This window comes from Kushneria sp. EE4 (assembly GCF_977968315.1).
The window spans coordinates 1,713,653-1,730,675 of record NZ_OZ386212.1; the positions used below are offsets into that span (position 1 = coordinate 1,713,653).

The 17,023-nt window shown below is 52.2% G+C and carries 13 protein-coding genes; 3 read left to right on the plus strand and 10 right to left on the minus strand.

Features of this window, described 5'->3' with window-relative positions; translation table 11 throughout:
• Window positions 1-14 precede the first annotated feature (14 nt).
• The 10 genes from ACXMYO_RS07855 to ACXMYO_RS07900 form a co-directional block, all read right to left on the minus strand.
• A complete protein-coding gene (locus ACXMYO_RS07855; RefSeq protein ID WP_457808339.1) occupies window positions 15-3,374 on the minus strand; it encodes a DEAD/DEAH box helicase family protein in 3,360 nt (1,119 codons plus the stop codon).
• Window positions 3,374-3,568 (minus strand): hypothetical protein, encoded by a 195-nt coding sequence (locus ACXMYO_RS07860; RefSeq protein ID WP_457808340.1) that lies wholly within the window; start codon window positions 3,566-3,568, stop codon window positions 3,374-3,376. Before ACXMYO_RS07860 ends, ACXMYO_RS07855 begins: the two co-directional genes overlap by 1 nt.
• Complete coding sequence (locus ACXMYO_RS07865; RefSeq protein WP_457808341.1) at window positions 3,565-4,158, minus strand: zeta toxin family protein; 594 nt, start codon at window positions 4,156-4,158, stop codon at window positions 3,565-3,567. The genes ACXMYO_RS07860 and ACXMYO_RS07865 overlap by 4 nt, the downstream gene beginning before the upstream one ends.
• Complete coding sequence (locus tag ACXMYO_RS07870; RefSeq protein WP_457808342.1) at window positions 4,145-7,528, minus strand: DNA methyltransferase; 3,384 nt, start codon at window positions 7,526-7,528, stop codon at window positions 4,145-4,147. The genes ACXMYO_RS07865 and ACXMYO_RS07870 overlap by 14 nt, the downstream gene beginning before the upstream one ends.
• A gap of 165 nt (window positions 7,529-7,693) precedes the next feature.
• Window positions 7,694-10,576 carry an SNF2-related protein gene (locus ACXMYO_RS07875; protein ID WP_457808343.1) on the minus strand — a complete coding sequence of 961 codons (2,883 nt, stop codon included), beginning with the start codon at window positions 10,574-10,576 and terminating at the stop codon, window positions 7,694-7,696.
• 178 nt (window positions 10,577-10,754) lie between these two features.
• A complete protein-coding gene (locus ACXMYO_RS07880; RefSeq protein ID WP_457808344.1) occupies window positions 10,755-11,366 on the minus strand; it encodes a lambda exonuclease family protein in 612 nt (203 codons plus the stop codon).
• A gap of 65 nt (window positions 11,367-11,431) precedes the next feature.
• Entirely contained in the window at window positions 11,432-12,157 is a 726-nt protein-coding gene (locus ACXMYO_RS07885) for an ERF family protein (protein ID WP_457808345.1), read from the minus strand.
• Window positions 12,154-12,354 (minus strand): hypothetical protein, encoded by a 201-nt coding sequence (locus tag ACXMYO_RS07890; RefSeq protein ID WP_457808346.1) that lies wholly within the window; start codon window positions 12,352-12,354, stop codon window positions 12,154-12,156. Before ACXMYO_RS07890 ends, ACXMYO_RS07885 begins: the two co-directional genes overlap by 4 nt.
• An 87-nt stretch (window positions 12,355-12,441) precedes the next feature.
• The gene (locus tag ACXMYO_RS07895; RefSeq protein ID WP_457808347.1) at window positions 12,442-13,407 is read right to left on the minus strand and encodes a DUF932 domain-containing protein; all 966 of its coding nucleotides are present in this window, start codon (window positions 13,405-13,407) and stop codon (window positions 12,442-12,444) included.
• A gap of 120 nt (window positions 13,408-13,527) precedes the next feature.
• A complete protein-coding gene (locus tag ACXMYO_RS07900) occupies window positions 13,528-13,860 on the minus strand; it encodes a hypothetical protein (protein ID WP_457808348.1) in 333 nt (110 codons plus the stop codon).
• A 588-nt stretch (window positions 13,861-14,448) separates the two neighbouring features.
• Here ACXMYO_RS07900 and ACXMYO_RS07905 point away from each other — a divergent pair.
• The 3 genes from ACXMYO_RS07905 to ACXMYO_RS07915 all read left to right on the plus strand — a co-directional run bounded on the left by ACXMYO_RS07905 (window position 14,449) and on the right by ACXMYO_RS07915 (window position 16,922).
• Window positions 14,449-15,210, plus strand: coding sequence for a YagK/YfjJ domain-containing protein (locus ACXMYO_RS07905; RefSeq protein ID WP_457808349.1), 762 nt, complete (start codon window positions 14,449-14,451; stop codon window positions 15,208-15,210).
• A 138-nt stretch (window positions 15,211-15,348) separates the two neighbouring features.
• Complete coding sequence (locus ACXMYO_RS07910) at window positions 15,349-15,525, plus strand: transposase (protein WP_457808350.1); 177 nt, start codon at window positions 15,349-15,351, stop codon at window positions 15,523-15,525.
• A 203-nt stretch (window positions 15,526-15,728) separates the two neighbouring features.
• Window positions 15,729-16,922, plus strand: coding sequence for a hypothetical protein (locus ACXMYO_RS07915; RefSeq protein WP_457808351.1), 1,194 nt, complete (start codon window positions 15,729-15,731; stop codon window positions 16,920-16,922).
• The last annotated feature ends 101 nt before the right edge of the window (window positions 16,923-17,023 follow it).

The following is a 17,023-nucleotide window of genomic DNA, read 5'->3' on the forward strand; positions in this document are numbered from 1 at the left end:
TAAAAGCTTTAATTTTAAGTTGCTAAAGAACCAGCAACTATATGCATAAGGCTATCCAGATAGTTCGAGTCAGACATAAACAGTACATGCTTGGCACGCAGCTCTTCTGACGTCATCCCCCAGTGCCCAGTGATCCATTCGCGCGTGGTGCTTGAAGGAGCGAGAATCACACTTTCCAGCTCTACATGCTCATTAGCCAGGCGTCGCTCGACATCCTTGATGCGCTCTCCAAATTCGATTTTCTCATCCTTTGGCCCAGTGTGCCGCAGCCCATGGGGATCGACAAAGACGATGCGCTGACGGCCTTCATGTACGTGCCAGAGAATAAAATCAGGATAGAAGCCTCCCGCTTCAAAAAAACCGATGCCCTGCCTCACCAGATTCCGAAGCAGGTAGACCTGCTCACCGTTCTCTGCCAACTCTGCTTGATTACGCTCTAACCAGACCTTGAGGTCTTTAACAAAGCGATACTCGCCATCATTTAAAGCCACTGGCTCCACTCGTATCCGACTATCCTGGCCAAGATGGAGAAGGGGATTATAGAGGTGCGCTCCGATCTGAATGGCACTGACACCGCTGGCCTTGGATGACTGATAAGCGCTCTTGCGTTGCTGTTCGATGGCATCCTTCATTTGCTTGATATCATCGATCAGAGCCGATTCGCTACCATCGACAATCAGCTGATACTCTCTGGTATCCGGCAAGTTACCTCGAGCATCCTCAAGCGCTACCAGCTCTAGTCTTGGCTCCAGGTAAGCCCGGCGGTGGTAGTTGAATATCTTATCTACCAATAGTGACAGCAGCTCCAGTGCCATATTCTGATAACGTTGGAAGTTGTCAGCGTGCAGCCTCCATTGATCATCCGGAACCAGCAGGTTGTACCACACCTGACTTTTCAATAGCGCCGGGAAACGGGCCTGGTCGATCAGCACGTTGGCATAGCCGCGGGAGCGCCGATAGCGTTCCAGATCTCGTGCCAGCGCAGACATATCTACAAACAGCAGCCGGTCATCATCAAAATAGCGTTCGTGCTGCCTGGCCTGACCGGGCCTGACCATGACGTTCTTTACGCCCGATGCCTGAAGGCTCTCTACCCGTGGGTATCGATCCAGTTCGACCTTGCGTCCCTTGAGAACGATATCCGGCGTCAGGCCCAACTCACTATGAAATTCGCTGCCAGCAATAGTGATAGGGTGGCCGAAACGTACCAGCGGACCATTTCGATGGAAGCTATAAGCTTGCTTGGTATCCTGACGGACCTTGGGACGTAGCATCCTTAGAGATTTACCCACATCCTCCATCACATTCAGCTTGAGAGTATGAATCTCCGGCTGATCGTTACCTGGCAGACCTTCGTCCTCCAGGAAGGCACGGAACGTCGCCATAAAATCGGCACCGACGCCAAACACATTAAGAGTTTCCAGCAGGTAAAGATATTTGGGAGCCAGCACCGGATCGAGCCGACTGGAGCGCATCAAGCTCATATCACGCCCTTTCAGGCGCACGCCACGTCCGAACAGCTGGATAATTTGCGAGCCTTCCTTCTTGCCAGTGTTCATCAACCCCATACTGGAGACACGCCAGCAGTTCCAGCCTTCAATAAACTTCTTCGAACCGATCAGAAGATTGACGGGAGAGTTCTCGCGCGTGACTTCGGCAAAGATGGGGCTGGCCAGTTCCGATTTTCTAACCTGAAGGTGCTGGATTTTCCGACCTTCGAGATGCTCAGCCAGACCCAGCGCGTCGCCAACATTAATCAGACCAAAGGGCTTCTCCGCCTCTCCTACTTTCAGTAATAGTTCGCCAGAATCGCCAGTAATACGGTCAATATTTAATGTGCCGCCACCCGGGGCATGAAAAGTGTGGGCAAGAATATCGCGATAGAGCTCGTCAACAGATGGCCCCTGCGATTTGAGCCATGGGAAACTGCCCGAGAAAATTTCGGTGCCCTGCTTGTCGATCAAGCCGGCGCTAGCAGCATCGCCTTCATAAACGGCACTGAGTGCCCGACGAGCTTCCTCTTTTTCGCCCAGAAACCAGGCCAGAAACTCCAGGGCCTGCGCAATATCCGAGGCACGCTCATTATAGTTCTTGGCACTCTCCTGCTTGCCATCATCCTTGACCACACTGGCCCCGACAAACACCCATAGCGGCGCTGCCAGATTCCACTGAGCCAATTGGCCGTGCTCCTGCTGGTAATAGCGCTGCTGCTGATAGAAGGCCAGCAACGCTGCAGTCAGGTAAGTATAACGCTGCTGTTTCTCTTTCTCGGGCAGATTGAAGATGCGGTAATCCTTGCCGTAGCCATCTTCGTAAAAATAACGGTAGCCATAATCGAAGAGAATGCTTTTGGCATAAGTCTCTTCTACGCCAGCATCCTTGGCAGCAACCACGGCTTCCTTGAAGGTGGCGGAATACTCAAAGGCAAAACCTCGTCCAGCCAGCTTGTTACGATATGAGAGCCAGCCCTTCTCCTCACTGGCTGAACCCAGTCCACGGTGCCCTTCATCGACCAGTAATAGATTGCCGTCACTGAAACTATCGACCGCCATGGTCTTCTTGCCTTGCTCGATGCCGAGCTTGGTGATCTCGGTTACAGCAACACGGCTGAGAGATTTCCGCTCACCACTGAACAGGTCACCGCCATCCTGACTTAGCCGTTCCGCCTCCAGACTGGAGTCACGACATTCCAAAAGGTGCTGCTCGCTGAGCCGCTCATTGGGTGTAATCAGGATGATCTGGCCGTAGTCGGCAATACGATGGTGCTTGCGAGCATAATGGCGGAACTGGCGAACATTGGTGTGCATCAACAGTGTCTTGCCAGAGCCCGTAGCATTTTGTAGACACAGTTTATTGAGATCATCGTCTTCATAGAGACCTATGCCGGTCTGATAACCCTGTCTCTGCCAGAAGCTGTTGAACCGCGCGACCTGTTCATTGAGGCTAGTCTTGAGTGCGTCTCGGTCGCGAAAATACTCGTGAAGATAAATCTCCACGAACAGCAGTGTCAGCCACTGGAAGTATTTCCATTCCACTTCTGCTTCGCGCTGCTGGTTGAGCGCATCGGTATGCTCGACGATGTTGGCATCGAAGCGCTTCAGGTCTTCTTCGCCATACTTCCAGCTCGCCTGGTAGACGCCCAATAAAGCGTGCAGATAGTGGTGATGACGATCGCCGGTCAGACCCGGCTCGCTCTCCTTGAGCGTTTTGGTAAGCAGCGTGACCGGGCGCACCTGACTGCCACTGTCTCGGTATTGAGACAGTGGATCAATACCAAAGCGCGTCAGCACCCACTGGTTAAGCACCAGCTTCTTGAGGAAATCACTTTTAGCGTCAAGCTGTTTGATTTTGGTCTGGCGTGGCCTGCTTGCCATTAATACAACTCCCGGCCCTGATTGTCCTGATCATCTGCCTTCTGTACTGGGACATCATCGCCTATCAGCACGGGTTTGCCTTCTTCCCAGATGACAACGTACTGACCAAGGCGGCGCTTGCGTTCCAGAGTTTCTGCTACGGCCGTACGCAGGCTATCAAGCATTTCCTGAGTATCTGCTGTTGGCTGAGTCATGGCCGTGCCTCCCTGGCAAGAATGTTGTAATGAAGATCATCAAAAATATGGCGGCTGGGGCCTACCTGTTCGAAGACCATTTCAGGAGAGCCTCCGGCGTTCATGAAGCAGCGCGCCCGACTAACACCGGGCGCGTAGAGTGTCAGTAGGTTATGCAGGCTGCGAGGGAATCGACGCTGGATATCCTTCAATGGAATGCTGTGTCCACCGTGAGAGACACGCTCTGCGACGCGCAGGCGAGACATTTCCATCGAAGGCAGTGCCAGATAGACCAGCTCAACTCGCCACCCGGCATTCAGCAGCCGCTGTACCAGGCTTAGATAGCCACGTCCCGAAAGGGTCGTCTCAAAGGCAAAGTCCTCCCCTTCTTCAACCGCGGCCTCTATTTCACGCAGGAAAATCCGGCTGGCCGTGAGCAATTCTCGCTCAGGTGCCAGCGGCGACAGTCCGGCGGCAATCAGGTCGGCATTAATGAAGCGGGCGCAGTTGGCCACTTGAGGCAAGTAGTGAAGAGCGAACGTCGTCTTACCCGCCCCGTTAGGCCCGGCAACTATCCAACAAGTTGGTGCATTTGCTTCAGACGTCATCATTGCAGCCTTCCCACATGCGCGCATGGAAGCTCTCTTCCAGACTATGCACGCGGCTACGCGCATTGCCGGTTAGATTCAGGCCATGTGGGCCATTGATGTAGATGGCATCGAACTCGCTGTCGTTGGTGCCGATCTTGTACTTCGCCAAGAGCGCTTCCAGCACCGCAGCGTCCTTTTCCAGGTCATCAGTCAGTTTGCGCCATACCACCAGCACCTTGGCTAAATCCTCATCGCTTCCCGGGATGCGACGAACATTCCCTTCGATCTGGCGAATCCAATAGGCGCCATCTTCGTTCTCACGCAGGCTGACGGCCTTAAGCCGGGTGTTCTGATCCTCTGGCAGCTCAGGATCTGCCTCACGCTCAAAGCGGGCGACATAGGTGCGAGGCTTGTCCAAGTTGGTAACGTGCAGACCGATCAGCCAGTTGAAGGTCTCGACTAGGTCAACGGTCGTTTCACGAGTCTCATCGCTGCCAGGCTGCTTAACCTTCAGGGTGTAGTTCTCCGGATCGCGGAACCAATCTGTATTAAGCAAACTGGCCGAGCCGCGAGTTTCTACGTCGAGCAGATACTTGAGGGTGTAGTTATGGCGTAGCTCAGGATTCTGTTCCATCAACGCATCACGCTGGGGGCTATCGTCGAGCTCAAGGTTGTTGAGGGTGTCATCGTAGCTTTCGAGGCGCATATATTTAAAAATCTGGGTTACCCCTCGGTAACTGCTACCTTTCACCGCTTTCGGAACTCCATTCCTCCAAGATTTAGAATAAGATGACCTCATGATTCGAGGACGCAATGCCTCGTCAAACTGAGCCCCCATCTCAACTAACAAATATTTATTTTCCTGTGTGCCATCACGAAGCCCTTCTATTACCGCATGACCAGTTGATCCTGAACCTGCATAATAATCAAGAACATAGTCACCGTCAGCCCCTGACGACATATCTATTATTCTTTTTATCAGCTTAAGAGGCTTCTTTCCGTTTGCAAAATCCACTCCCCCCTCATGCTTTAAGTTATTAGTATTTATATCCATCCAAAGCGTGGAAGCTGGCTCAGTCACACACTTCTTACCATCAACGAATTTTACGTTATTTGACAAGAAGTAAAACTGCCTTCCCCCAGAGAGAATAATATCCGACCCATCCTCCCTCGAAACAACAAGGATTTTATCAGGGTTTCTCTTGGAGTCCTCTATGTATTCTCTAAGCCACTTTGATGGCTTCTGGAGAGTTTTCGTTTCAAAAACCCTATTAGCATTATCTACCGCAAATTTTTCAGAGGCCGTGAAAACAATAGACTCTGCTGCATCGCCCCACTTTTCTTTTGCCTCCTTCATTCCCTCTCGTGTAGTCTCGCAATCGAACCCTAGAGAGTGAAGCACCTCAAGTTTTATGCTTTTAAAGCTCCACTCTTCAGGGGGAGCGTCAAAATTTTCCACGAACCTAGAAAAATGTTGAAGATCAACAGGTTTCTCGACAGGCTGAGGGGAAAAAGAATAACGAGACTTGTCCTTTGAAAAGAAAAGGATTCTGTCTGTCACATCCACAGGACCTACATTGACAGTTCTAAAGCTAGAGGCAGTAGAGCACTTCGTAATTACTGTCGCCACGTAAGAATCATTACCAACATGGTGTTCTAATATTCCACGAAGCCTCCAGTCTTCAATATCATTAACATTGCATGCTCCACCTGCTGACTCTGACATCAGGGATTTACTCTCTACTAGGCGATCAACAAGCATGGACAGCCAGCTTGAATGCTGGTAATTATCTTTATATCTAAAATCATCAGACCCAGTATTATAAGGAGGGTCAATATATGCACACTTGACAGCCCCCTCAAGCTTTTTAGAAACCAGCCTTAACGCCTGAAAATTATCCGAGTTCAACAAGACACCGTTGAGCTCATTATCAAGATTCTCAATAGAAGAAAGAACTTCATTTTGAACATCTTCCCCAAGGAGACCGGTATCAGCCATCAAGCACTTATATTTCTCTTTCTCAAGCAATTCAGCGATTGAGGAATTTTTTAGCTCACTATCAAGACCAGCCAAATCCAATGAAAAAATTTCAACCCATTGTTGCCTTTGCCTTGTATCGTGAAGAATCTTCCCAAGCAAATCCTCTTTATTTTTAAGCAAAGCAAGAGAGATACAATACCCAGAACCAGTGACAAACTTCTTCTTCAGCCAAAGCCTCTTCTGAAAATTCTCCAGCTGTGCCAGAAAAGCAATAATCTGCTTGGCGAGATTACGTAGCACCTGAATTTTCTTCAGCTGTTGCTCAACGATTAGCACATCGGCATTTTCGATATCGTCCAGGCGCAGAATTTCATTCTTGATATAGAAATCCAGCTCGCGGGATAGGAATCCGCCTAGGTCCTTGTGGATGAAGTAATCCATCGTGTTGCGGGCGGTATACTGCTGCAGGTACTTGCCCAACAGTGTCCGACTCTTTTGCTTTTCGGTCGGGGCCGGTGTGGCCAGCCCATCTCGATAAACGGCGACACCATCGATGGTACGAAGAGCTGCCATGATGACCTCTTCGGCTTCCTCCAGTCTCTTCTTCTGCCAGGTGCCACTCTGGCCCGTCTTATCCGGATCGGGCCGGTACTCGAACTGCAGAACCAAGTCGGCGTCTTCCAGGCGCACCGGCTCGTCGTGATGGATTATGAAGTAGCGCTCGTTGCTCTCCTTCACATCGTTGTGCTCGCCCTCGACGGCGTCCACCACGCGGCAGTGGACCTTGAGCGCCACATCTACCGAATCGAAGCTCAGGCCGGCTTGGGCAGCCGAGCCCTGCAGTTTCTTCAAGGCCTCGTTGAGGTTGAAGGTGTAGTTTGCCAGCGTCTCGGAGGACTTGACGTAGTACTGGTCCTTGTTGGCCCAGTGAAGATAGACCTCTCGACCGTCATAAGGCACTGCATAGGGGGCGGCACGACTGTCATTTTCCGCTACGTGATGACGGCGACTCATGAAGTCACCCTTATCGTAGTAGCGTGAGAAGAAGCGATAGAGATGATCGTATACGTCTGCCGAAGCGTTCTGTTCGCCCTTGGCCACATCGTAAGCGGCACGTGCCTGCTTTACGGCTGGAGCACTATCCGGATCAGGGGCCCCCAGCGCCTCGGCCTGTTGACGCTTCTCCTCGATATCCTGGCGCATGGCAGCAAGCTGCTGCTCACTCTGCTCTGCAAACGCATCTTCGATGACCTGAGCCAGATCTTCACGGATAAACCGGGATAGCTGGTCGCTTTTGGCATGCATAATTCGATAGAGGCCGAAGTCAAGTTCAGGCTTGTCGAGCTGAAAAAGCTCATGAAGAAGGTTAATGAAACGTTGCTTACGATCACTTTCAGTTACTGCAGCCATCAACTTGATCTCACTTGCTCAAACGACAGGGCAAAACAATGCCTTTCGCTTTAAAAATCGCATTCAAAACAGGGCTGGGCAATTATGCCCAGCCCTGTAATGTTCATTTGCGCGTGATGATACCGATTGAGGGCATGACCTGCTATGAGTACTCATCCAACGTATTCATACCAGCTCCCACCTGATTCGAAACAGCCGGTGAGTCTGACTCTTGCGATGCATCTGACGCTCCAAGGCGTCGATCAGAGCATCCCGTTTCTCCTCGATCTCGTCCTGCACATCGAAAATGGCCTGACGGTCTCTTCGTTGTTGACGCTCCAGTTGCTTGAGAGCCTCCTGAGCCGCCTTCTGCTCCTCCAGGGAATCAGTGGTACGTGAAAGGCGCTTGGCATCCTTGATTCTGGCACGAGTATCCTCCAGCTGAGCCTCACTGGAGGCCACCTGATCATCGGCCCAGGCTTCCAGTTTATCGCGCTCACGCTGGAAGTAGCCGTGGTTCTCCTCCAGCACACGACTGAGAGTGGCATCCAGCTGTCGCCTGGCCAAAGCAGAGAACTCTTCAGGCGGCTCCAACATATCATTTTGAGTAACATCGGCGGCCACATTGAACAGCCGTTCGCAGGCTTCTTGATCAAGTCGGGTGCCATCTTCGGCCATCCCCGAAAAGACCAGATGCTCCTCATGTTGAAAGCTGTCCAGCTCTAATAAATTTAGCTCCAGCCAGCCGCGGCGCGTAGCGAGTTGGTCCAGTACCGATACTCGCAATGGATGATCCGAAAGCCGGAAACGGAGCATAGCGACAGGGGTATCTCGGCGGCGTCCACTATCAAGTACGTGTTCACCCAAAGGGTGAGTCAACCGGTAAACATGGGCATGCTCTGGCGGCTTGATACCTTTGCCCTTGCGAATCAACCAGTAATCCCCTGTAGCCACACTATCGATGGGGGATGCTTCGAGCTGGAAGGTCAGATTGTTGTCGTTGAATATGGCCTGCTCTGCCAAACAGTGTCGCGTCAGCTTCCAGAACATTTTGCTGGTACGATCAAGCTGGGCCTCCGCCCTGTCATGCTGGACACGCAACAACTCGTGGATCTGCTCATCGAAGTGTTCCAGCAGTTTGCTTTCGGTCTCCTGCATACGCGCATCAATGTCGATCTCCAGCTGAGCGCGCAGCTCGGCAAAAGCCGTTTCTATGGCTTCCGAAGTGCGGCAGGTGGCATAAATATCGGCGATGCGCTTCTCGATATCGACACCCGATTCAAGCCGACCAAGAATTTCGTCAGAAGCTCCGAACAGTCCATCGAACAACTGAAACTTTTCGCTCAGTAGTTCAAGGACACGCCTGTCGGCCTCGTTGCGCTGGTTGAGGAAATTGACCACCACTACATCGAACTTCTGGCCATAGCGGTGACAGCGGCCAATACGCTGCTCTACTCGCTGAGGGTTCCAGGGCAGGTCGTAATTCATTACCAGATTGCAGAACTGCAGGTTAACGCCTTCAGCAGCAGCTTCTGTGGCCACCAGAATCTGTGCCTTGTCACGAAAATGGTCAACGATCGCAGTACGACGATCGATGGCAGGACTGCCAGTGATACGGTCACTGCCAGCATATTCGGCCAGCCAGCGCTGGTAGATGCCTGTTATGCCCGGGCTATTATTCGTACCGCTAAAGGTAACTACTTGGTCAGCGAAACCATGGCGCTCCAGAAAACGGCTCAGGTATTCCAGGGTACGGCGCGACTCAGTGAAAATTACCGCTTTACGCGGCGCCCCCATCTCATCCATGCGAGCAAAGTCGGTTTCCAGTGCCGTGACCAATGCATGAGACTTGGCATCCTCATGGATGTCCCGGGCCAGGCTCAGGTATTGTTCGATTTCTGCAATCTCACCCTGCAGCCGAGTCGGGTTAACCTCTTGCTCGGTCACACTCTGAGCGCGCCCCCCTTCCACTTCATCCGATTCTGCTGCTTCCAGCAGTTCCTCATCCAGCGACTCATCGACCAAAAGCCGTTCCAGCCAGTTGTGCTCGATTTGATGATGGCTCTGGAGCGATTCCAGGCGCTCCTTGAGTGTTTCCAGTGTCTGGATGATGGCTGTGGTCGAGGATGCCAACAGCTTGCGTATTACCAGTGACACCAGATGGCGCTGACGGCTGGGTACCCCATAGCTGTCTTCGCGCTCCAGATAACCGGATACCAGTTGATATAGCCGCTGTTCATCCTGGGAAGGCGTAAAGGGAATGGTGAGCGCCTTGCGGTGGGTATACTGCACGTACTCCAGCACCTGACGTCTCAGGGTGCGCTTGGCGAATTCATCCAAGCGTTGTTTCAATCCTTGGATGTCGTTGCCATTGCGCATGAACTGTCGGCGGAAGCTGATGGCATCGCCGAATAACTGTTCATCAATAACGGTAGAAAGACCATACAGCTCAAGCAGCGAATTCTGCAGCGGTGTAGCAGTCAACAGTAACTTGCGGCTACCAGCGAAAGCACGCTTGAGGGCCTGCCCGGTCCGGTGACTTTCACGATGAGCATTGCGCAGCTTGTGGGCTTCATCAATGACGACCAGATCCCAGGGGATAGTACGTAGCTGCGTTTCCAATCTGGCTGCAAAGTGATAGGACATCACGCTGATGGTGTCCTGATCCAGCGGATTGTAAATTCCCTGATCACGCTGCTGCTGATAAGTGCGAGCATCAAGCACCTGGGTAGGCAGGTGAAATTTCTCACTCAGCTCGGTTGCCCATTGCTTGCGCAAGGCGGCCGGCGCAATCACCACGAGCCGGCGGCGGCGCTCTGCCCAATATTGGCAAATGACCAATGCCGCCTCAATGGTCTTGCCCAATCCCACCTCATCGGCCAGCAAGACACCTTTGGTCAGCGGGTTTTGCAAAGCGAACAAGGCCGCATCAATTTGATGTGGATTGAGATCAACTGAAGCATCGAACAAAGACGTGGCCAAACGATCGACCTCACCCCCGCGCCGTTGGCGAGTAAGTTCGTAGGCGAAGTATTTGGCGTGATAAGCCGTGATATTGTCGTTTGGCATTCTCTAAAATCTCTCCCTGCTCACCACACCTGAAATTTGAATTGAAACAGTACCAGCCTCAGCTCAGGCCCTACCAGACAAAAAAATTAACATCTTCTAAAGTGCCAATGCTGCCGATAAACGGCAGCACTGGCATAGAGAAAAATTTCGCTCACCTATTCTTGGCATTGCTCGTTAGTCAGGCTGCCATAACCATACTCATGCGGCATTCCAGCTCTTCGTAAAACGACTTAACCCGTTCGGCAATATTCTTGATCAGCGCTTCATCCCGATAAGCACGTTTCACGAACAGCGGCATGCCCGGCCAGTAGCTCACAAAGTCGATCCACTCCCTCTCGCTCACCCAGAGCCCACCCTGGCACTGCGCCACATGCTCCTGTGGCAACTCATCCGCGAGCAGCAGTTCGATCTGGTATTTAGGCAGTTTGGTCTTTACCTCGATGAGCCCATTGCTGCCTACCAGACTGTCCGGTGAGTATCCGGCGCCGTGGTTGAGAATGATCCCGACCTGCTCCAGCTGAGTATTGCCGATGGCTTCGCTATAGAGTTCTCGTGCGACAGGCTCCAGCGCATGCCCGCGCTGGGTATGAGCGTTGCCTTGGAAGACATCTGCCGACTCTCCGGTGATGCGTTCCCCGATCAGCTGATGCATGTAGCTCAGCGCTCCAGCGCCGAAATTGCTGGGTCCCTTCCCTTTCACCAACAGGGTCTTGAGCTCGGACATGGTAACGATGCCCAGCCTTGCGGTATGCCACTCAGGTGTGCCCTGCTCCAACGTCAGTATCTGCATTTATTTTCCTTGGATAACGGTATACATGGGGAGGACCCGTCCTCGTCCATAGGTCAATTAGATGGTCATTGAGGGCTGGCGCGCTTTTGCAGCGATGCACGCAGCTTATCGAAGTCGCTCTGAGGCACCTGCTCGGCATCGCCATACCGGCCGATGAACCACTCTTGTGTGGTCGTGGGACACCGGGCGATCAGTTGCCGAAGCTGCCCAGCCTGGAAGGAGGTGATCCGCTTGATGGGGGCGGCCGCATGACCATCATCGTCCTGTCCCCGTGTGGTGATGTTGAGCAGCGCGCAAAGCACGTAGCGCTTGCCATAGCTGGTTGAGGAGCCAAAGGCCTGCACGGCGTTCTTGTTGCCGCTTACATCGGCAGGAAGCAGCATGCTGGTCTCTTCACGATGCCCGTCCCGATGCATCAGCACCCCGGTCACCTGAATGCCGCGCTCCTGCGTCTGGATGCGAAAGCTCACGGCAAAGCCGTGGCGCTGCAGGATGGGTCGCACCGTATCGACGATATCCTCCAGCGTGGCGTAGTGGCCGTTATTGCCCTTGCCCCGCTCGGCAATGCTGGGCAGCTCGGTCTGCATGGCGGCCATGGCACTGCTGTAGGCCATCAGGGACTGACGATCGAGGACACGCTCCTGCATCTGCAGCAGACGCTCCATCTTGTCGATGTCCACATCGGGATTGAGCGCTGCCCGCTCGATCACCTGAATGATGGCAGTACTGTCGCTACTGGATTCAGGCGGATGTCTGGTGGCGTTGTCCTGCCGTGTGATTGACTGGGTCATGAGCTTTTCTCCGGAAGGTATTCGTTGATGGCGTCCTGCAGATCCTCTTCTGCAATACGCTCAAGTGTCATGGAGGCGCGGTAAAAGCAGCCCCTGCCGCAGATAAGGGTGTTGGCCTGCGTTTTGTCCTGTTCCAGCATCAGGCGCGACAGGTCGGTCAGCGCAATGGAAATGGATAAAGTGAGATCGGTATTCATCGGGTGGCTCCTTGCGACAACAAAAAAGCCCGACCAGAAAACTGGTCGAGCTTTATGCGATTGAGTGGTGAACAACAGGCTTTATGGTCAGGCAATCAGCTCGAGGGCGTTATCCAGTGCCCGATGCTTCAGGTTGGCGCCCTGCCCGAACCAAGCCGAATCCATGCGGGTATCGTTGCTGCGAGCCCGCTTCTCATGATCGACATACTCGGTCACGGCGTTGAGCAGCCCCCAGGCGGTGTCTTTCGCCGTTGAGAAATGAGATCCACGTCCTTCGCCGTGATAGAGCTGCTGCATCCGGTTCATGGCACGGCTGGGCTTCCCGGCCGGCGTGCCCAGCGGCACGTCGGTGCTGTTGAGCACGGTCTGGAAATAACGGGTGGCCTCGTCATGGCTGATCCTGCGTTCAGCCAGTGCCTTCATGCGGTACATGAAGTCATCCCACTGCGATACCGAAATGCCTAGCTGCTGCTTGACCCGCTGCGGATTGAACTCGGTGCTGTGAGGCACCCGAACCATCTGGGAAGCACCTTCGACGGCCATGCTCAGCGTATTGTTACAGACTACCCGCACGGAAGTGGGTGTGGCCACCGTGGCCAGCGTTCCATCACAGGACGTGGCCAGCAGCAGATAGCCCCGAACCTCATCACTGTTCTTGAGCGACGTACTCAGGCCACTGCGAGCCAATGCCCAGAACTTGCGACCGCCCTTCAGGACGCCGGCCGTCTCAAGTTCGTACCCGGCGTACTCGGTCAGGTCGCGATAAAACTCAAGTACCTGCTGCGGCTGTACCACCTTGTAGCGCTGTGACACCACCGACAGCGGCGTCTGGGTATCCGAGCGGAACAGCACCTTTTGTTCAGGGAAGGAATGGATGCTGCCCAGATGAGAGGATGAATCAGCGATAAAACGCACCGGCGTCTCTTCAATGTGCCAGTTCATGCCGGCCTGCTGCTGCCAGACCTCCAGTGGTTGATGGGGAGATAGCTGTTGTCCCAGCCCGTGCCAAGGGGTATCGCCAACGTACGCCATCTGCTCGACTTGATGTGCCATGAGAAAACTCCTTGCTGATAGTGGTATAGACGGCATAAGGGCCCGCCATCGGCTGATGACGGACCCTTCGAATGAATGAGAGAAATGAAAATGAGTCGATGTCTCCAAGGGAGACAGCTATTACGCGGGATGGGTACGAAAGGTATGGCCGCACTCGCAGCATTCGAGGTTGTCGAGCACGCGTTCGTCGAGCTCGCTACCGAACCGGGCACCTGCCACCCCACCGGCAGCACCACCCGCCAAGGCACCAAACACGGCGCCGGCTAGACCGCCTACCGTAATGCCTACGGGTCCTGCAAAGGACCCTGCCAGCGCACCGGCCTGAGAACCACTCAATGCACCAGCAGCACCGCCGGCGGAACCGGCCACAATGCCGACGCTGCCACAGACACTGCGGCCCTGGTGGCGCTCAACAATCCGAGAGGATTTACAGCGTGGACATCCGGACTTCATGGGTACCTCCTGATCGCGGGAATTGGCTATTGAGAAAGCCAGTGCTTTACAGCTTCAGAGAGGTAATACAGGTCTGAAATATTTTTGAATGAAACCAAGCACTATTAATATTCTATATCTTGAAGCACGCAGCAGATCATCTCGGTATCCAAATAGATAAGCACAAGACACCATCCAAGAAATGTAATTTCTGACATCGCCACGATATGTAATGAAGCGAAGTGGCAATCAGTTCGCCATTAACTCTTGTCCTGTTAAAAACGGAATTTCTTTATAATACGACCCTGGTTCGTTTCGCCGGTTCTACCGTGCATTTTTATGTGAAGGATAGATCTGGCCTGACGCATTTATGTGAATCTACGACGGGGAAGTATTATAGAGTTCCATAGATCATTAATAGACTTCACAAGTGAAGTCTATTGTGAACATCCACAAAGCAGGTTCAGGTATTTCATATCCCTTTTGACTCAATATAAGTACCTGGCATAGAAAAACAATATGGAATGAGCTCCAAGCTGTTCTAACAAACAGCAATGGTTAACTTACTGCCGCTCTTGATGCTGTTGCTCAACACGGGTTCATCCCTCCTTGGGCATCTCTCCAGCAATCAAGGATCTTCGCTTCAAGTCCATTAACCTTGTTCGCGAGTATAAAACAATGTTCCCAAGCTTCCCCCTACGCCATCCTGACAACGATAAGCTGCGTCTTTTCTACGATGAGACCTATCGTGGTTACGCTGTCATGCAGCATGAAAAAGGACCGCTAATTGAAAACTTCCTAGAAAGGAGCCTTTATACGCTCAATCTCGCTCAAGAAGAGAACAGAGCCACTTTTGCTTTTCGCATCGATTTGCATTCTCCTGAGGCCATGCAAAGATCATCTATACATGAAGACAATACTGTCTTGACAAGGTTCTTTCGCTTCTTCTTTTACGAGTTGAGAAAAGCAAATACCAAATACGCACCATCACCACGCTACCTGTGGGCTCGCGAGCAAGCCCACAGTGACAAACCCCATTACCATTTGATGTTTTTACTCAACAAGGATGCTTACGATAGCCTGGGCATATTTTCACCAGACAATGACGGTATCTACTCACGGCAGAACCTCTATCACCGAATGGTGCGTTCGTGGCTGAAAGCGATGGGCTTCGCTGCTGACGACTCACGCTTTGGACAGTTGGTCAACGTAAGCCAGAACCCAGTGACCAAGATTCCTTGGTCAAGCATCCTGCATCTGAATGATTGGTGCGCAATGGATGAAGCAATGTACATCGCCAGCTACCTCTGCAAAGCGTATAGCAAACCTATCAATCAAGGGATTCACGTCTTCGATTCGAGTCGTCGCTGAGCGTAGGGCCCGTCTCTGGCGGGCCCTTTCATTACCTTCCTGAAGAAGTTAGAAAGCTACTGTATCGCCATAGCATGCGCGTGATCATTCCCCGGCGGCGTATGCACAGGCGTCTGCGTTGGGGCCTGCTACGTCAGCTTGCCAGCTCTGCAATACAGTCAGCGCAATAATGTAGTGGAGCGCCTGTTTGACCGGTTGAAGGAAAAGCGCCGCTTGAATACCCGTTACGACAAGCTGGCCAGCAGCTTCAAAGCCATGATGACACTGGCCTGTATCGAGCGGTGTATGAGAGCCGACTTTTCAGACAGAACCTAGGGGAGCCTACAGCCTCCCCCTCTCATATCAAAGCTAATGGCAAGGCAGGTTCCGGAAAGGGGCAATGTTGTAGTAAATTTGGTTCCTTTCCTAAAAAGGAACCAAATTTTAAAAAAAGCTAGCGCGATTTACTCTCTTTACGCAGTCTATAGCTGTAAAATCTAAACTTGCCGACCTCGCTCAGCTATGGAGCCTCACTCATCATGCCATCGCTTCGACTGACAGCTCGCTCACTACACAAGACGTCTCCTAGCCAACGCCTGCAGGCTTGGGATCTTGACTTACAGCCTGGGAAAAAACCAATGAGGTTTGAATCCCATTACCAAGATTTCTTGGAGCTGGAGGATCTCGCTCAACAGTTGCAGGCTTGGGTCGAACTGGATGAAGCGGACCTCAACTCTCTCGAAGCACTAGCCAACATCGGCGAGCCAGCGACGCTCAAGTTTTTGAAAGATGATTTCGAGCCCAGCTCCCTTTCGAAGCAAGGGTCCTCTCCAAACCGCCATATCAGAGAACTACATGGTAGGCTGAGAAAACAACTTCCAAAAGCGTTAGAGCTACTAGAACATTATCCGAACCCGATTCGATTGGTTGGCTTTCCTAGTTTAGTTCGCATAGAGCAACCTAGTGAGAACAATAAAAAAGAAGAACGACCTTTTGGGTATACGCTGAACATGGTAGAGATCATCCAGACAATTCGCGCACATTGCCAAAGCAGGGCTTTTCTCAAAAATCAGTTCAATGCTCAACGTGCTGACCGAAAAGCGCACAGTAAGCGTATCGAATGGGTTAACAATCTATTTCAGGAACACGCCAGCCTTCACGTTGTTCACCTAGTACTTATCAGCTCATATTTAGCAGGATTTCATGATTCAGCCTTCTCTACGCTTCAAGAGCAACGCAAAGAACTGATCGATAATCTGAAAAAAAGGAAGGGGGCTGTCTGTACCGGTATGGTGGGTTATTCATGGAAAATTTTTCATCATCCATGGAAGGGGTTGCGCTTGAGTTTGGTACTGCTGTTCGACCCTGATTACGGTGAAAAAAGCTCCGAAGATATTACCAACGCAGTTGCTCAATATTGGATAAACTCGATCACTCGCAAAAAGGGGCTAGCTTTAACGCGGTCATTATTACGCGAACGCCAAGCCCAATCTTCAGACGGTATTTTAGCGGTAAGTTCAGCTTCACAGGTCGGAAAGGTTCACCGCGACAATGCCGAACAGATGGGGCGATTACAAAGTCTAATGAATTACCTAGCTACACTAGATCACTTTGGGGGCTACGCCCCGTGGGACAAAGAAGGCAAGAAACGGCAGCAGCCCCGTTGCCAAGGTCAAGGCAGGGGGCCATGGTACAAAAAAGGAAAAGCTCAGCCGAACAATACTGGAGAATAAAGCAACCCACTCACGTTTTGAGACAGCAGAGTATGCATATGGGTTGTCGTTAAATCGCTGGAGCTGGAACTTTAGCTGTATCTACAGTCCGAGGCCTACAA

Coding starts and splice junctions, on each gene's coding strand:
- ACXMYO_RS07855 (WP_457808339.1), bottom strand. CDS start 3,374: ATGGCAAGCAGGCCACGCCAGACCAAAATCAAACAGCTTGACGCTAAA.
- ACXMYO_RS07900 (WP_457808348.1), bottom strand. CDS start 13,860: ATGAAGTCCGGATGTCCACGCTGTAAATCCTCTCGGATTGTTGAGCGC.
- ACXMYO_RS07890 (WP_457808346.1), bottom strand. CDS start 12,354: ATGAATACCGATCTCACTTTATCCATTTCCATTGCGCTGACCGACCTG.
- ACXMYO_RS07895 (WP_457808347.1), bottom strand. CDS start 13,407: ATGGCACATCAAGTCGAGCAGATGGCGTACGTTGGCGATACCCCTTGG.
- ACXMYO_RS07880 (WP_457808344.1), bottom strand. CDS start 11,366: ATGCAGATACTGACGTTGGAGCAGGGCACACCTGAGTGGCATACCGCA.
- ACXMYO_RS07870 (WP_457808342.1), bottom strand. CDS start 7,528: ATGGCTGCAGTAACTGAAAGTGATCGTAAGCAACGTTTCATTAACCTT.
- ACXMYO_RS07865 (WP_457808341.1), bottom strand. CDS start 4,158: ATGATGACGTCTGAAGCAAATGCACCAACTTGTTGGATAGTTGCCGGG.
- ACXMYO_RS07885 (WP_457808345.1), bottom strand. CDS start 12,157: ATGACCCAGTCAATCACACGGCAGGACAACGCCACCAGACATCCGCCT.
- ACXMYO_RS07915 (WP_457808351.1), top strand. CDS start 15,729: ATGCCATCGCTTCGACTGACAGCTCGCTCACTACACAAGACGTCTCCT.
- ACXMYO_RS07875 (WP_457808343.1), bottom strand. CDS start 10,576: ATGCCAAACGACAATATCACGGCTTATCACGCCAAATACTTCGCCTAC.
- ACXMYO_RS07860 (WP_457808340.1), bottom strand. CDS start 3,568: ATGACTCAGCCAACAGCAGATACTCAGGAAATGCTTGATAGCCTGCGT.